Raw genomic sequence first — 15,909 nt, 5'->3', positions numbered from 1 at the left:
CATATTACTGCGCGGACTACGCCAACTGCCGTACAGGGAGGAAGGGGTGGATTACGGGGCGGAGGGACCCGGACGCGGTAGGGGCGGTGGAGGGCAATCCACGGTGAAACGGTGCAAATGAATCCCGTGGGCATGCGAAGGAGCCGCGATGTTAACCGCGGCACATTCTGTGGAGGCGGTTGCCGTCCCGTTGCGGTGGGCGTACTGGGGTCCTGCGTGCCGGTGGCCTTCGGGATGCCGGGCCGGGGACCGCGCGGCGCACAGGGCTCAGCGACGCAACGGCGCCTCAGCGGTGCAACGGCCTCAGCGACGCAACGGCCTCAGCGGCGCAGCAGGACCCTGCGGGTGGCGCGGGCCAGGCGGGCGGCGGGGTGTCGGGAGGGCGGGGTGGGGCCGGAGCGCTCCAGCCACCAGTCGCGCAGCCGGCGCCGGGCCTCCGCGTCCTCGGGGCGCCCGGCGAGCAGCAGGTGCTCGGCGAAGTCGAGGGCGTCACGCCGGTAGCCGCCGGTCATCGGGTGCCCGGGGGCGTACGTGAGGAAGGCCGGCCGGTACTCCTCCGCGAGGATCTCCGGCAACTCCGGCGCGACCTTCGCGACCACGTCCGCCCGCTTGGCGGCGAGGGCACGGGCCTGCACGCCCAGCCGTACCCGGTCGAACCCCTCGGGTACGGGGGTGCCGGCGACGAGGGCGGAGAGGAGAGCGGCCTGGGCGAGCGCGAGGCGCTGGCGGGCGGGGTCGGCGGGCGTCGACGTCGACGCCGCGCTCAGGGCCTCGGTCCCGGCCGCCCGAGGCGCGGCCTGCGCGTCGGCACCGCCACGCCTCGGGCCGGCGATCGCGCCGACCGCCGTCGACTCCGCCACCGTAAGCTCCGCCGCCGTCCTCGTCGCGGCCCCCGCGGCTCCGGCCGAAGCCCCCGCCCTCGTCCCCGCCTTCTCCAACGTCTTCCTTATCGCCCCCAACTCCCGCTCCAGCTCGCCCGGTTCGGGGAAGTTCTCGTCGCGTTCCAGGAGTACGCCCGGCGGGGTCGTACGGGAGGCGAGGTCGGCCAGGATGTCGAGGACCGGTTGCGGGACGGGGTGGGCGTGGCTGTCGTGCCAGACACCGTCGCGCTCGAAGCCGCCCGCGACATGGACGTACGCGATGGCCTCGACGGGCAGCTCGTCCAGGGCCTTGGCCGGGTCCTCGCCCCGGTTGACGTGGTTGGTGTGGAGGTTCGCCACGTCGATCAGCAGGCGTACGCCGGTGCGCTCGACGAGGTCGTACAGGAACTGCCCCTCCGTCATCTCCTCGCCGGGCCAGGAGATGAGCGCGGCGATGTTCTCCACGGCGAGCGGCACGGGCAGCGCGGCCTGCGCGATGCGGACGTTCTCGCACAGCACGTCCAGCGCGTCGCGGGTGCGCGGAACGGGCAGCAGGTGCCCCGCCTCCAGCAGGGGCGAGGCGGTCAGTGCCCCGCCCGCGCGTACGAAGGCGATGTGCTCCGTGACCAGCGGCGAGCCCAGCGCCTCGGCGCGCTCCGCGAGGGCGGCCAGCCGGCCCTCGTCGGGACGGTCCGCCCCGCCGAGGCCGAGGGAGACACCGTGCGGGACGACGGTGACGCCGCGCGCCCGCAGCCGCAGCAGCGACTCGGGGAGATGTCCGGGGCACACGTTCTCCGCCACGGCCTCGACCCAGTCGATGCCCGGCATCCGCTCCACGGCGTCCGCGATCTCCGGCCGCCAGCCGATCCCCGTCCCCAGTGTCCCCAGTGTCCTCAGTCGCTCCATCGTCCCCTCCTCCACCACGGCTTCACCAGGACTCCGCTGCCCCGTCTCCCTCGACGGGCCCGCTGTTCCGGCGTGACGGTGTCATGGCCCGTGCCCTCGGGGCCGAACCCCGCCCCGGGGACGTTCAGAGGAACATTTGAGGTTCCGCCGGGCCGATGCCCGGCCGGCGCCCGGCCGCAGCGGCCGCGGGGCCGGGCGCGATGCCGCTACTGCAACACGTTGTCCGAGTCCTCGGGATCCGGCCGGCCCGTGTTGACCGTCCCAGGCTCCCCCGGCGACGGAGACGACGAGACCTGCACGTCACCGGTCGCCTCGGCGGGCGGCGCCGAGGCCGCCGTCGAACCGGGGACCGGGGCCGGGGGACCGGTCGGGCTGGCGGTCGCGGCGGCTGCCGTGTCGTTGGCGATGGCGTCGAAGTCGACGGACCCGGTCTTCTCCAGCATCGTGATGTGGTCGAGCACGGTCTGGTTGGTGTCCGAGGCGAGCTGGCGCACCAGGGTGTTGCGGGTGCTGTTACGGACGGCGCCGATGGCCGGGAAGATCTTGCCGTGGGCGGACCGCAGCAGGTTCGCGAACTTGTACTCGTACTCCTTGCCGCTGGCCGCGCTCAGCTCCTGGAGCCAGCCCTGCTGCTGGGGGTTGGGCTGGTTCGGCAGCTCCACTCCCAGCTGGGCCGCGACGATCCGGACCCGCTTGTCGAGATCGGTGTGGCCGACGATGAGGTGGTCGGCCGTCTCCTTGAACGCCTTGCTGACCGGGCGCTCGAGCGCCTGCTGTCCGGCCGGCAGCTCCCACAGGCCGGCCAGTCGCACCCGGACGATCAGGTCGCGGTCGGAGGCGGTGAGCGGCCCCCAGCGCGTGCTCACCGTCCCGGCGGCGAGGTTCGCCTGTCCGGTTCCGGAACGGTCGGCGTACGACCACACGGGGTACGCCAGCGCGCCGACGGTGGCGAAGAGTGCCGCGATGACGAGGGCGGTGCCGTTGATACGCCGCAAAGTGTGCCTCCCGGATGAAACCAACTGGTCGTTGGGCGTCTGTGCTTGGCCAGTGCCGGGATGTACGTACGGTGCTGTCGAGATGTTCAAGCCTTGGGCAAAGATTTCTGTTCGCTCGGCAAAGTCCACCGCTCCGGCGTCCGCCCGAGCGGCCGGGTCAGGTGACCTCCGGAGGCGTCAGCCGCGCAGTGCCGGATGGTCCGCCACCACCGTGCACGAGCCGGGGGCGATCTCCGTGAAACCCGCGTCGCGGACCAACGGGAGGCCTGAGGCGGTGAGTTCGCGCCAGTGGGACGGGTCCGCCGTGCGGACGGCGAGCGGGAAGCCCGCGTCGCGCCAGGCCGCGCGGTCCTCGTCCGACAGTTCCCACCAGGCGAGTTGGGCGCCGTGGCCCGCCTGCGCCATCGCCTTGCCCGCCGACATGTCGAGGTCGGGGCTCAGCCGGAGGACCGGGGCGGAAGGGTCCGCCTCCAGGGGCGGTTCAAAATCCTCGAGGTCGGTGCCGGAGACCTGGAGACGGGCCAGGTCCTTGGGCCAGCCGTCCAGCGGTACCGGCGGGAAGACCCGTACCTCCGCCGACTTGCCCGTCACCGTGATCCCGGGCAGGGCCTCGGCCCGCCGCCACTCCGCGCCGCGCGCCCGCCGGACCACCTTGCGGATCCGGGCGTCCTGCCAGTCCGTCATCGCCTGCGCCCACTCCCCGTCGCCCAGCGACCGCTCGTCGCTCAGGATGACGAGCACCGCGCGCGCCGCCGTCTCCAGCGCGTCCGTGCGCGCCGGGGGAGCGGACTTCTCGATGCGCACGACGAGCGGCAGCACGAACTGCCGCGCCTCGTCACGGGAGGTGCGCTCGGAGCGGAAGGGGCTGTCCTGCGGAGCGCTGCCGTCGACGGCCGGGGCGGCCGGGGTGGCGGGGGTGGCGGGGGTGGCGGGGGTGGGATCACTGGTCACGCCCTCCAGTCTGCCAGGCCGAAGATCGGGTCTTCGTGGGGGAAGGAAGCGGCTCCCCGCACGGCCCGTCGCTCATCCTGAGCAGGCGCCGCGCTGTGCCTCCTGCCACGCGCAGACGGGGCACAGCGTGATCCCCTTGTACGACTCCGGGTACTCCGTCGGCTCCTGGCACAGCACACACGCGGCGAACGGCGGACCGCCCGCCTTGGGTGCCGGGCCCGCCGTCTCCGTACCGCAGTAGTCGCCGCTCATGCTCCCAGCGTAAGCCGCTCGGTGTGAACCGCTGCCACAGGCCGTTCGGCCGCCTATCGACGCCCGCCCGAGGCCGCTTGGATCAGCTCGGACACCTTCACGAACCGGAACCCCTTCTTGCGCAGCTCGGGAACGATCGTCCGTACGGCCCGCTCCGTCGTCGGGGCCGCGCTCCGTGTGCAGTGCATGACGACGACGGACCCCGGCCGGACGCCCTCCAGCACCTGCTGGGCCACGGCGTCCGCGTCCGTCGCGAACGCGTCCCCGCTCACCACGTCCCACTGCACCGCGGTGACGCCGACGGGGATCAGCGTGCGCAGCGCACGCTGGTCGTAGCACCCGCCGGGGAAGCGGAAGTACGGCATCACGTGGGGCACCCCCGCCTTCTCGAAGGCGGCGAACGCCCGCTCCACATCGGACCGCATCCGGTCCTCGGACACGGTCGGCAGGCCGTAGCAGTCGCTTGTGAAGGCGTAGTGGCTGTACGAGTGGTTGGCGACCTCGAACAGGGGGTCGCGGCCGATGGCCCGGGCCTCCTGGGGGTATTCGTCGGCCCACCGTCCCGTCATGAACACGGTGGCCGGCACCTTGAGCTCGCGCAGTGCGCCGATCAACTGCGGATTGTCGAAATGCTCCCCGGCGGCGGCCCGCGCGCCCTGATCCGCGGTCATGTCCGCGTCGAAGGTGAGCGCGACGGTCTTGCCCTGCGTGCGCGGGCCGTTCTTGAAGACGGGGGTCAGCCCGGAGGGGCCGGGCGTGAGGGTGGGGGGCTTCGAGGACGCGGCGGTGGTGGGCGCCGAGTGCGCAGGGCGTGCGGCGGCGTGCGGGGTGCCGGATGCGCCGGGAGTGCCGCAGGCGGCGAGCGCGGCTCCCAGGGCGCCCAGGGCACCGGCGACGGCGACACGGCGTACAAGAATGATCACCGGATAAAGATATCGGGGTAAATGTGATTATTCGCCCACCGAGGGCACGTGCCGTGCGAAGACGACGACGAAGCCACCCGGCCGGCTGTGCGTCAGGGGCGTACCGGTGCGAGGAAGCGGGCCCCACGACCTCACGACGAAGCCCCGGGGCGCTTGCCCCGGGGCTTCGGACTCGAGTCGGCGGTCAGCGCGCCGGGCGGCATGTGCCGTACCGCGGCCCGGCCCGCCGAGGGCACCTCACCTGCGCCAGGGCCCCGTCACCGCGAAGGTCGTACCGGGCGTGTAGCAGTTCACGTACATCGTCCGGCCGTCCGGGGAGAAAGTGACGCCCGCGAACTCGCCCCACTCCGGAGCCTCGGGGGTGCCGATGTTCTGGGCGCCGCGGGCCAGGGCGTACACCTCGCCGCGCCGCGTCACCCCGAAGACGTGCTGCGCGCCGTTGCCGTCCTCGCAGACCATCAGACCGCCGCCGGGTGCGAGGCAGATGTTGTCCGGTGACTCGCCCGGGAGCTGTACGTCGGTGTCCGGGCCGAAGACGATCACGAGGGTGAGCCGGCGCGCGGACGGGTCGTAGCGCCAGATCTGCCCGTAGTGGTCAGCGGCCGAGCCGTCCGCGCCGCGGGCGAAGGAGGAGACGAAGTACACGCACGAGCCGCCCCAGTAGCAGCCCTCGAGCTTCTGTGCGTGGGTGATGCCCTTCGGGCCGAAGTCCTGGAGTCTGACCGGGGTTTGGGCGGCCAGTGGATCCGGTACGTCCACCCACTCGACGCCGTCGAAGGCCGCGCCCGTCTCCTGGACCGAGGAGAGGTCGGGTACGCCGGGCACCCGCATCGCCTGAAGCCGGCCGCCGGCGCGCAATGAACCGACGCCGCCCTCGGGCCGGTGGGGCAGGAAGCGGTAGAAGAGGCCGAAGGGCTTGAGGAACGCGTCCTCGGTCTCGTAGACGATGCCGTGTCTCGGGTCGACGGCGATCGCCTCGTGCTGGAAGCGGCCCATCGCGGTGAGCGGTACGGCGCCGGTGCGGTGGGGGTTCGCCGGGTCGACCTCGAAGATGAAGCCGTGATCCTTGGTGTAGCCGTTCGTGCCGGCCCTGTCCTCGGTCTCCTCGCAGGTCAGCCAGGTGCCCCAAGGGGTGGGCCCGCCCGCGCAGTTGACCGCCGTACCGGCGATCGCGACGCGTTCGGAGAGCACCTGGCCCTGCCCGTCCAACGTCAGCGCCGTACAGCCGCCCTTGCCCGTCGGATCGTAGGTGAGGCCCTCGACCGTCGGGACCGGGAACTTCGCGGTGACGCGGTTCTCGTGGTTGCGCACCAGGTGGACGCGGCCGTGGCGGCCCGCGAACGCCGACATTCCGTCGTGGTTGCTGGGGACCGGGCCCTCGCCGGAGCGGAGCGGGTCGCCCTCGCGGGACAGGACCCGGTAGCGGAAACCTTTCGGCAGGTCGAGCAGGCCGTTCGGGTCGGGGACCAGCGGGCCATAGCCCCGGTGGCCGAGGTCCTGTGCGGCGGCGGTGCCCGCGAAGAGCTCGGAGAGGTTTCCGGCGAAGGCGATCGAGACGCCCAACGCGCCGCTGCGGGCCAGTACCTGACGTCGCGATGCGGGGCGACCGTTTTCGGGCATGGGGCAACCTTCCTGTTGGCGGACAGGACTGTGACCCAGCCGTGTGTATCACGGCATCAGGATCACCGGAACCACGCGCGTCGCACGTGTCACGTGCCGGTGCCGGTGTCGGTGCGAGGGACGGTGCCCGTGTCGGTACGGGGGCCGGATTCGATGCCGGTCGCGCCGTCGGCTCCGGTGGCGGTCGCGCTGCCGGGTCCGGTGTAGGCCGGGGTGCCGTGTCCGGTGCCTGCCGGGGTACCGGTCGCGCCGTCGGCTCCGGACTCCGCGGGCGTGGGCGGCTGCTGGGCCTGCGCCCGCTCCAGGAACCGCAGCAGTTCCACCGGGAACGGCAGGACGAGCGTGGAGTTCTTCTCCGCCGCCACCGCCACCACCGTCTGGAGCAGCCGGAGTTGGAGCGCGGCGGGCTGCTCGGACATCACTCCGGCCGCCTCCGCGAGCTTCTTGGACGCCTGCAACTCCGCGTCGGCGTTGATGATCCGGGCGCGGCGCTCACGGTCGGCCTCGGCCTGCCGGGCCATAGACCGCTTCATCGTCTCCGGCAGGGACACGTCCTTGATCTCCACGCGGTCGATCTGCACGCCCCAGCCGATCGCCGGACTGTCGATCATCAGCTCCAGGCCCTGGTTGAGCTTCTCCCGGTTGGACAGCAGATCGTCGAGGTCGCTCTTGCCGATGATCGACCGCAGCGATGTCTGCGCCATCTGCGAGACCGCGAAGCGGTAGTCCTCGACCTGGATGATCGCGTTCGCCGCGTCGACCACCTTGAAGTAGACGACCGCGTCGACGCGCACCGTCACGTTGTCCCGCGTGATGCCCTCCTGGGCGGGGATGGGCAGCGTCACGATCTGCATGTTGACCTTGCGCAGCCGGTCCACGCCCGGGACCACCAGCGTGAAGCCGGGCGGACGGACGTCGCCCGCGAGCCTGCCGAGCCGGAAGACCACCCCGCGCTCGTACTGCTTGACGACCCGCGCCGCCGCCGTGACGTATATGAGGCCCGCGGAACCGGCCGCCACGGCCGCCACCAGCAGCTCCTGGAGCATGACGACCTCCTCTTCGAGAGGCCCCCGGATGCCTCGAGAGGCCCCTTCATGTCTGCTCCTGCAACGATAATTCCGCCGGGGCCCCAGAAGCGAGGGGCCCGCCGGTACGGGTACCGGCGGGCCCGAGGGCGTCAGGAACCGGAGGTGACCTTCACCGGCTCGGTCCCGGCCCCGCTGTGCCGCTGGGCCCAGTTCTCCAGGGCCGTACGGCAGGCGTGGTCCAGGTGGTGCAGCCCGGCCAGGTCCAGCTCGACCGGGCGGTCCTGGGGCAGCGCCTCCAGGCTGTCGAGGATCTTCGGCAGCCGCAGGAAGGTCGCGTTGCCGGACAGGTACGCCTGGACGGGCCCGGCACCCTTGTCGATGACGTCGAGGCGTACGTGCGAGGCCTCCCACGCCGTCTTGACGACGGCCAGCGCGAGCCCGATCAGCACGCCCTCGAACATGCTCACCGCGACGATCGACACCGCGGTGACGACGAGGATCAGTGCCTCGCCGCGGTGCTCGCGCCACAGGGTCACGATCGCCCGTACGGGAACGAGCTTGGCGCCGGCGTGCACCAGGATGCCCGCGAGTGCCGGGATCGGGATGTACGCGAGCACGGACGGCAGCAGCGCGGCGAACAGCAGCAGCCAGACACCGTGCAGCACACGGGACGCCTTCGTCCGCGCGCCCGCCTGGACGTTGGCCGCGCTGCGCACGATCACCGCCGTCTTGTCGTACTGGGTGCGCGGACCGTCGTGCAGCCGGTCCACGGCCGCCGCGCTGAACAGTTGTCGTACTGGGTGCGCGGACCGTCGTGCAGCCCGGTCCACGGCCGCCGCGCTGAACAGCGACTCGGCGGACGCGATCAGGGTGAAGGCGACGATCGTGGCGAGGAGGCCGACGCTCGCGAGGTCGCCGAAGGCGGTGAGGGACGGCGGCTGGACGGCACCGAGCAGCCCCTTCACCTCGACGGTCGCCACCGGCAGGCCGAACGCCGCGGCGGCGAGCGTGGCCAGGCCGACCGCGGCCAGCGGCGCCGGTACCGTACGCACCTTGCGCGGCAGCCGCCGCCACAGCACGAGCACGGCGACGGTCCCGGCGCCGAGTGCGAGCGAGGCGAGTGCCTCGGTGCTCCGGGCCGCCGCTATGAGCGCCTCGGGCAGACCGGCGATCTTGCCCAGGCCGGAGGCCGGGGCCTTGGCGCCGGCCACCGAGTAGAGCTGGCCCGCGATCAGGACGAGCCCGATGCCGGCCAGCATGCCCTCGACGACGGAGACCGAGATGGCCCGGAAGTAGCGCCCCAGCTTCAGGGCGCCCATGAGGAGTTGGAGCGCACCCGTGGCCAGGACGATGACGCCGAGCGCGGGCAGCCCGTACTCCTGGACGGCCTCGAAGACCAGCACGGTCAGCCCGGCCGCCGGGCCCGAGACCTGCAGACTGCTGCCCCGCATCAGCCCGGTGACGATGCCGCCCACGATGCCGGTGACCAGCCCGAGTTCGGCCGGCACGCCGGAGGCGACGGCCACACCGACACACAGCGGCAGGGCCACCAGGAAGACGACGAGGGAAGCGGCGAAGTCCTGCCGCAGATGGGGGAACTTCACGAGGAACCTGTTCGGGGACCGCACGGCGGCGCTCACAGGGCCGTGAAGGTGTCGGTCTGCGGACGGTGGGCCAGCACGGAGCCGGTGTGCACCTCGTAGAACCAGGCGTGCAGCCGTAGTTGACCACTCGTCAGTTTCGCCGAGACGCACGGGTACGAGCGCAGGCGCAGCAGCTGGGTCAGGACGTGGCTCTGCACCGCCTCGGTGACGGCGGGGTCCTCGACCGCGCCTGCCGGGCGGGGAGCCGCGTGTGCGAGCCAGTCGCGCACGGCGGGTACGGCGGTCAGGTCGTCGCCGCGCACCAGGGCGCCGACCGCGCCGCAGTGGGAGTGGCCGCAGACGACCACGTCGGTGACCTTGAGCACTTCGACGGCGTACTCGATGGTGGCCGCCTCGCTGGTGGGGTGCTGGGAGGCGGCGTACGGGGGGACGATGTTGCCGGCGGTGCGCAGTTCGAAGAGCTCACCGGGCCGGGCGCCGGTGATCAGGGCGGGGACGACCCGGGAGTCGGAGCAGGTGATGAACAGGGCCTGCGGTGACTGGCCCTCGGCCAGCTGGGCGAACTCCTCGGGGCGCTGTCCGTGCGCACGGGCATGATCGATGAGGGGCTGCATTGTCAGTTCCTCCTGGCGCGCCTCGATGGCGCGTCGGCGTACGAGAACATGGCAGATGCGGGTACGACGACATGACCCCACGTCTACGCGCTCGGCGGACGTGGCGTGGTGAGGGTGGGTCGTGCCGGTTCGTGCCCGAAGGGGCAGCTCAGCAGCGGAACACCTGAAGTGCCGCGGGGGAGTGGGCGGTCGAGGATCTGGAGGTGCGGTGCGACTCGGCACCGGCCTCCGTGGGGTGCGTGGCGGGGGAGCCGTATCCCATGAACACCAGCACGGGGGGCGCGGAGGCCGAGGTCGCGGCGGCGCCGTGGCGATCACGGGTGCGCAGTGGGCCGGTCGGGCCCGCAGGGTGTTCGGACTCGCCGCAGGAGGCGACCTCGTCCGCGCGCTTGGCGACGAATCCGCCCGAGGCTGTGGGGGCGGACGCGTGGGTGTCGCTGTGCGTGGCCGCGAAGGACGCGGTGGGAGCGAAGAGTTGCAGGGCCAGCAGGGCGGTGGAGAGGATCGTCAGCACGAACCGGACCGTCGTACCTCGCACCATGCGCCTCCTCTCCCGCTGCGTCGACTCGGCGTCGTTGACTACGTTAACGCGCCTAAGTTGTTTGCAGGGTTAACTTTACATTTCAGGTAAAGAAGAGCCCAAAAGCCGAGGTGGGAATGGCTTGAAGTCGCCCATGCAGCAAACGTGTTTGGGGTTGCTACGCCGCTACGAGCCCCTTGGCGTCGCGGGCGAGGGCGGTGAGGCGGGAGATCGCACGGAAGTACTTCTTGCGGTAGCCGCCGTTCAGCATCTCCTCGCTGAACAACTGGTCGAAGGGCAGCCCCGAGGCGAGCACCGGGACCTCGCGGTCGTAGAGCCGGTCCGCGAGCACGACGAGCCGCAGCGCCGTCGACTGGTCCGGCACCGGCTGGACGTCGGTGAGGCACACGGCCCCGAGCCCGTCGGTCAGCGCGCCGTACCGGCTGGGGTGGACCCGGGCGAGGTGCTCGAGCAGGTGCGGGAAGTCGTCGAGGGACGCCCCCGGGGTGGCGTACGCCGCCTTCGTCACCTGCTCGTCGGAGTACGGCGCCGGAGCCGCGGGCAGCCCGCGGTGACGGTAGTCCTCACCGTCGATGCGCAAGGGGCGGAAGTGTGCGGACAGGCCCTGGATCTCGCGCAGGAAGTCGGCGGCCGCGAACCGGCCCTCACCGAGCTTGCCCGGCAGGGTGTTCGAGGTGGCGGCCAGCGCGACGCCCGCGTCGACCAGCTTGCCCAGCAGCGTCGACACGAGAACGGTGTCGCCCGGGTCGTCGAGTTCGAACTCGTCGATGCACAGCAGCCGGTGGCCGCTCAGCGTCTGCACGGTCTTCTGGAAGCCGAGCGCGCCGACCAGGTTCGTCAGCTCCACGAAGGTGCCGAAGGCCTTCAGCTCGGGCTCGGCCGGGGTGGCGTGCCAGAGGGAGGCGAGCAGGTGGGTCTTGCCGACGCCGTAGCCGCCGTCGAGGTAGACGCCGCGGGGGCCGGCCGGGGTCTTCGGGGCCTTCCCGAAGCCGAACAGCCTGCGCCTGCCGGAACCGGAGGCGTGCGCCCCGCCCAGACCGGTGGCGAAGTCTTCGAGGACGCGGACGGCCTCGGTCTGACTCGGCTGGTTCGGGTCCGGGATGTAGGTGGCGAAGCGGACCGAGTCGAAGCGCGGTGGCGGCACCATCTCCGCGACGAGCCGGTCGGCGGGGACGTGCGGCGCACGGGCGCACAGGGACAGCGGGGCCGCTTCGGCTATCGGATCGATACCGGAGGCGGCGGTGGAGGACGACACGGTTCCCCACTCTAGTTGCCGTGCCACACTGCACGTCATGCGACGCCTGTTCCCTGTGACGGAAGAAACAGCAGCCCAGGCCTCGGGAGGGGCTCCCGGCGCGGATGCGGCGGACCGGGAGTGGGGGCTCGACGAGCTGGCCGCGGCCTACGCGTATCCCCGGGCCGGCGCCGCGGGCGGGCCCGGCGGCCGTACGCCCTGGCTGCGCGCCAACATGGTGACCACGCTCGACGGGGCAGCCCAGCACGAGGGCCGCTCGCAGCCCATCTCCAGCGCCGCCGACATGCGGATCTTCGGCACCCTTCGGGGGCTCGCGGACGTGGTGGTCGTCGGTGCGGAAACGGTACGGCAGGAGGGGTACCGGCCGGCCCGCGCGCGTGCGGAGTTCGCGGAGCTGCGGGCGGCGGCCGGGCAGGGCCCCGCGCCCGCGATCGCCGTGGTGACGGCGAGCCTGGACCTGGACTTCTCGCTTCCGCTCTTCACCTCGGCCTTGGTGCCCACGCTCGTCCTGACCGGGGCCGCCGCACCCCCCGACCGGGTCGCCGCCGCCGAGAAGGCGGGCGCGCGGGTGGTGGTGGCCGGGGACGGCAGGGGCGTGGACCCGGCCCGCGCCGTACGTGCCCTGGGCGACCTCGGGATGACCCGGCTGCTCACGGAGGGCGGCCCGCGGCTGCTCGGCCAGCTGGTCGCGGCCGGTGTGCTGGACGAGATGTGTCTGGCCCTCTCCCCGATGCTCGTCGCGGGCGACGCGCAGCGCATCGCCTCAGGGCCGTCGGTGGCGGTGCCGGCCCGCTTCGAACTCGTCTCCCTGCTGGAAGATGCCGGGTTTCTGTTCGGCCGGTACCGGCGCCGCTGACCATCGGGTCCGGGGCCGGTACCGCCGGCCCTGGCCGACACGTAGCGGAATCACCCGTTCCGTTCCGCTGCCGCTGGGCACACTAAATCTCGCAGACTCCGTGCGGTTACGGGGCAGGATGGTTTCCGCAGGGCCTCGCGGCCCAGCGGAGGAGAGAAGGCCCCGCGCGGGCCTTCACAGCAGAAGGGGCGCCAGTCGTGTTCACGAGCGTATTGATGATCGAGAAGGCTCTGACGTCCGCCGACGTGGAGTTCGTCACCACCCTGCACGGCGACGAGGCGGTCTCCTTCCACGTACTGCTGCAACCCCGCGGTGATCAGGCGGACCGGCTGCTGCGGGCCATCGACGACGTCGCGCTGGGTGAGCTGGACGAGGCGGCGCACGAGCGGGAGACCCCGGAGGGCAAGGACGCGGCGGCCCTCGGGGGGCAGGCTCTGGAGGTGTCCCTCGCCGCCCTGCACGCATCCGGCAGCGAGGCGGTGGGCCGCCTCATCGAGGACCATCCGCTGGACGCGCTGAAGGCGCTGGTGGACGAGGTGGACGCGGACGAGGTGATCGTGCTGACGGACCCCCACTACGTGGAGGAGTTCTTCCACCGCGACTGGGCGTCGAGAGCGCGCCACAAGGTGGGGGTGCCGGTGCTGAAGCTCTTCTCGCACAGCAAGGCGTAGGCCCGCGGGTCCCCCACGGCAGGGCGTAGGCCCGCCGGCCCCGTGGGGCGTCGCCTGCACGGGGCCCGTACGGCAAGGCATAGGCTTGGGGCGCGCTCGCTCTCCGGAGTGCGCGCATCGTCGTACCGCTAGTCGCACCACGTACCGCTCGTCGCACCTCTTGGGGAGAAACACGCATGGCACCCGGTCTTCCTACCGCCATGGACCGACCGCACTTCATCGGGATCGGCGGCGCCGGGATGTCGGGCATCGCGAAGATCCTCGCGCAGCGCGGGGCCAAGGTGGCCGGCAGCGACGCGAAGGAGTCCGAGACCGCCGAGGCCCTGCGGGCACTGGGCGCGACGGTGCACATCGGGCACGCGGCCGAGCACCTCGCCGACGACGCCACGTGCGTCGTCGTCTCCTCCGCGATCCGCGCGGACAACCCGGAGCTGGCCCGCGCGGCGGAGCTGGGCATCCCGGTCGTCCACCGTTCGGACGCCCTGGCCCGGCTGATGGACGGCCTGCGCCCGATCGCGGTGGCGGGCACGCACGGCAAGACGACCACGACGTCGATGCTGGCGGTGTCGCTGTCCACGCTGGGCCTCGCCCCGTCGTACGCGATCGGCGGCGACCTGGACGCCCCCGGCTCGAACGCGCTGCACGGCGAGGGCGACATCTTCGTCGCCGAGGCGGACGAATCGGACCGCAGCTTCCACAAGTACGCGCCCGACGTGGCGATCGTGCTGAACGTGGAGCTGGACCACCACGCCAACTACGCGTCCATGGACGAGATCTACGCGTCCTTCGAGACCTTCGTGGACCGCATCACCGAGGGCGGCACGCTGGTGATCGCGGCGGACCACGAGGGCGCGCGGGAGCTGACGCGGCGCGTCACGGCGAGCGGCGTACGGGTGGTGACGTACGGCGAGTCGGCGGACGCCGACGTGTGCGTCCTGTCCGTGACCGCGCAGGGCCTGAAGAGCGAGGTGGAGGTCCTGCTCGACGGCACGGAGCTGACCTTCACGGTGTCGGTCCCCGGCCGGCACTACGCGCACAACGCGGTGGCGGCGCTCGCGGCGGGGGTGGCGCTGGGCATCCCGGCCGCGGACCTCGCTTCGGCCCTGGCCGCCTACACGGGGGTGAAGCGGCGCCTCCAGCTCAAGGGTGAGGAGGCGGGCGTCCAGGTCATCGACTCGTACGCGCACCACCCGACGGAGATGACCGCGGACCTGGAGGCGATGCGGGCGGCGGCGGGTGACGCACGGATCCTGGTCGTCTTCCAGCCGCACCTGTTCTCGCGCACGCAGGAGCTGGGCAAGGAGATGGGGCAGGCCCTGGCGCTCGCGGACGCGTCCGTGGTCCTGGACATCTACCCGGCCCGCGAGGACCCGATCCCGGGCATCACGAGCGAGCTGATCATCGAGGCGGCGCGGGCGGCGGGCGCGGACGTGACGCCGGTGCACGACAAGGCGGAGGTCCCGTCGGTGATCGCGGGAATGGCGAGGCCGGGCGATCTGGTTCTCACCATGGGCGCGGGCGACGTGACGGAGCTCGGCCCGCGGATCCTGGACCGTCTGTCGAAGCAGTGAGGGGCTGAGGCTCGTGTCGTACGACATCGAAAAGCCGGACGAGGCATGGCGCGCGGAGCTGACCCCGGCCGAATACGCGGTCCTGCGCAAGGCCGGCACGGAGCCGGCGTTCACGGGTGAGTACACGGACACCAGGACGAAGGGCGTCTACTCCTGCCGTGCCTGCGGCGCGGAGCTCTTCACGTCGAACGAGAAGTTCGAGTCGCACTGCGGCTGGCCGTCCTTCTACGACCCGAAGAACACGGACGCCGTGGAGCTGATCGACGACCGTTCGCACGGGATGGTGCGGACGGAGGTGCGGTGCGCTCGCTGCGGGTCGCATCTCGGACATGTGTTCGAGGGGGAGGGGTATGCGACCCCGACCGATCAGCGGTACTGCATCAACTCCATCTCGTTGCGGCTGGCGCCGGACGAGGGCTGAGGCAGGCGGGCACGCCCGGGGGTGACCCCTCGGGCAGGCCCTAGCGGCGCACGACGGAGTCCAGCAGGGCGGGGAGATCCGCGACGGAGTCCAGGACGTGGTCGGGCCGTGCGCTCGCCGCGTGGTGCGTTTCGGGCAGGTATTTTCCGGTCTTGACGAGGACACCGGTGATACCCGTGCGCTGTGCCGCGAGCACGTCGGACTCGATGTCGTCGCCGACCATGACCGCCTGGCCGGGGCCGGCCCCGAGGCGTGTCAGCGCCGCCTCGAAGAACGCGGGCGCCGGCTTGCCGGTGATCTCGGCCCGAGTGCCGGCGGCGTGCTCCAGCCCGAGCAGGAACGCACCGCTGTCGAGATCCAGTCCGCGGTCGGTGCGCCAGTACAGGTTGCGGTGCATCGCCACCAGCCGGGCGCCCCGCTGGAGGTGGCCGAAGACCCGGTTGAGCGCCGCGTAGTCGAACTCTGGGCCGGCACCGCCCACGATGACGACGTCCGGGACGGTGTCGGTGTCGTCGAGCAGGGTCACGCCGACGAGGTCCTCCCGGATGTCACCGCTGTTCAGCAGGGAGCAGCGGGCGCCGGGACAGTGGTCGGTGAGATGGGCCGCGGTGGCGGTGGGTGCGGTGAGGATGTCCTCGGCGCTCACCGGGAAGCCCGAGGCGCCCAGTGTCGCAGCGATCGACGCGCGCGTACGGGACGTCGTATTGGTGAGCAGGACCACGCCGAGGCTGGCGTCGCGGATCCGGTGCAGCGCCTCGATCGCGCCGGGCAGTGGCTTCCACGAGACGGTGAGCACACCGTCGATGTCGATCAGGACCGCACGTACGGCATCCATGTCAGG

16 protein-coding genes are annotated in these 15,909 nt (G+C 72.0%); 4 read left to right on the top strand and 12 right to left on the bottom strand.

The window, feature by feature from the left end; translation table 11 throughout:
* Positions 1-320 precede the first annotated feature (320 nt).
* The 11 genes from GTY58_RS11640 to zapE all read right to left on the bottom strand — a co-directional run bounded on the left by GTY58_RS11640 (position 321) and on the right by zapE (position 11,549).
* Entirely contained in the window at positions 321-1,766 is a 1,446-nt protein-coding gene (locus GTY58_RS11640) for a DUF692 domain-containing protein (protein ID WP_037650004.1), read from the bottom strand.
* Between the two features lie 206 nt (positions 1,767-1,972).
* Positions 1,973-2,761 (bottom strand): DUF4142 domain-containing protein, encoded by a 789-nt coding sequence (locus GTY58_RS11635; protein WP_010983657.1) that lies wholly within the window; start codon positions 2,759-2,761, stop codon positions 1,973-1,975.
* A gap of 177 nt (positions 2,762-2,938) precedes the next feature.
* A complete protein-coding gene (locus GTY58_RS11630; RefSeq protein WP_010983656.1) occupies positions 2,939-3,712 on the bottom strand; it encodes an aminoacyl-tRNA hydrolase in 774 nt (257 codons plus the stop codon).
* 72 nt (positions 3,713-3,784) lie between these two features.
* Positions 3,785-3,964 (bottom strand): hypothetical protein, encoded by a 180-nt coding sequence (locus GTY58_RS11625; protein ID WP_010983655.1) that lies wholly within the window; start codon positions 3,962-3,964, stop codon positions 3,785-3,787.
* 53 nt (positions 3,965-4,017) lie between these two features.
* On the bottom strand, positions 4,018-4,887 hold the full coding sequence (locus GTY58_RS11620) for a polysaccharide deacetylase family protein (protein WP_010983654.1): 870 nt from the start codon (positions 4,885-4,887) through the stop codon (positions 4,018-4,020).
* 237 nt (positions 4,888-5,124) lie between these two features.
* Positions 5,125-6,507, bottom strand: a complete 1,383-nt coding sequence (locus tag GTY58_RS11615; RefSeq protein ID WP_010983653.1) for a PhoX family protein — start codon at positions 6,505-6,507, stop codon at positions 5,125-5,127.
* 89 nt (positions 6,508-6,596) lie between these two features.
* Positions 6,597-7,553, bottom strand: coding sequence for a slipin family protein (locus GTY58_RS11610; RefSeq protein WP_010983652.1), 957 nt, complete (start codon positions 7,551-7,553; stop codon positions 6,597-6,599).
* A gap of 131 nt (positions 7,554-7,684) precedes the next feature.
* On the bottom strand, positions 7,685-9,175 hold the full coding sequence (locus GTY58_RS11605; protein ID WP_010983651.1) for a SulP family inorganic anion transporter: 1,491 nt from the start codon (positions 9,173-9,175) through the stop codon (positions 7,685-7,687).
* Positions 9,172-9,753, bottom strand: coding sequence for a carbonic anhydrase (locus tag GTY58_RS11600; RefSeq protein ID WP_010983650.1), 582 nt, complete (start codon positions 9,751-9,753; stop codon positions 9,172-9,174). The genes GTY58_RS11605 and GTY58_RS11600 overlap by 4 nt, the downstream gene beginning before the upstream one ends.
* A gap of 148 nt (positions 9,754-9,901) precedes the next feature.
* The gene (locus tag GTY58_RS11595) at positions 9,902-10,294 is read right to left on the bottom strand and encodes a hypothetical protein (RefSeq protein ID WP_010983649.1); all 393 of its coding nucleotides are present in this window, start codon (positions 10,292-10,294) and stop codon (positions 9,902-9,904) included.
* 157 nt (positions 10,295-10,451) lie between these two features.
* Positions 10,452-11,549, bottom strand: a complete 1,098-nt coding sequence (gene zapE, locus GTY58_RS11590; protein WP_037650007.1) for a cell division protein ZapE — start codon at positions 11,547-11,549, stop codon at positions 10,452-10,454.
* 37 nt (positions 11,550-11,586) lie between these two features.
* On the opposite strand from zapE, the gene GTY58_RS11585 reads away from it, so the two are divergent.
* The 4 genes from GTY58_RS11585 to msrB all read left to right on the top strand — a co-directional run bounded on the left by GTY58_RS11585 (position 11,587) and on the right by msrB (position 15,068).
* Positions 11,587-12,405, top strand: a complete 819-nt coding sequence (locus GTY58_RS11585; protein ID WP_010983647.1) for a pyrimidine reductase family protein — start codon at positions 11,587-11,589, stop codon at positions 12,403-12,405.
* A 197-nt stretch (positions 12,406-12,602) separates the two neighbouring features.
* Complete coding sequence (locus GTY58_RS11580; protein ID WP_010983646.1) at positions 12,603-13,076, top strand: hypothetical protein; 474 nt, start codon at positions 12,603-12,605, stop codon at positions 13,074-13,076.
* A gap of 176 nt (positions 13,077-13,252) precedes the next feature.
* The gene (murC, locus tag GTY58_RS11575) at positions 13,253-14,647 is read left to right on the top strand and encodes a UDP-N-acetylmuramate--L-alanine ligase (RefSeq protein ID WP_010983645.1); all 1,395 of its coding nucleotides are present in this window, start codon (positions 13,253-13,255) and stop codon (positions 14,645-14,647) included.
* 13 nt (positions 14,648-14,660) lie between these two features.
* On the top strand, positions 14,661-15,068 hold the full coding sequence (msrB, locus tag GTY58_RS11570) for a peptide-methionine (R)-S-oxide reductase MsrB (protein ID WP_010983644.1): 408 nt from the start codon (positions 14,661-14,663) through the stop codon (positions 15,066-15,068).
* A 40-nt stretch (positions 15,069-15,108) separates the two neighbouring features.
* On the opposite strand, the gene GTY58_RS11565 is transcribed toward msrB, so the two are convergent.
* Positions 15,109-15,903 (bottom strand): HAD-IIA family hydrolase, encoded by a 795-nt coding sequence (locus GTY58_RS11565; protein ID WP_037650010.1) that lies wholly within the window; start codon positions 15,901-15,903, stop codon positions 15,109-15,111.
* Positions 15,904-15,909 lie beyond the last annotated feature (6 nt).

Origin of the sequence: Streptomyces sp. SID5469 (assembly GCF_009862865.1) — a bacterium.
Classification (GTDB): domain Bacteria; phylum Actinomycetota; class Actinomycetes; order Streptomycetales; family Streptomycetaceae; genus Streptomyces; species Streptomyces avermitilis.
Note: the sequence above shows the minus strand (reverse complement) of the source record. Positions and strands in the feature narration are given on the sequence as shown.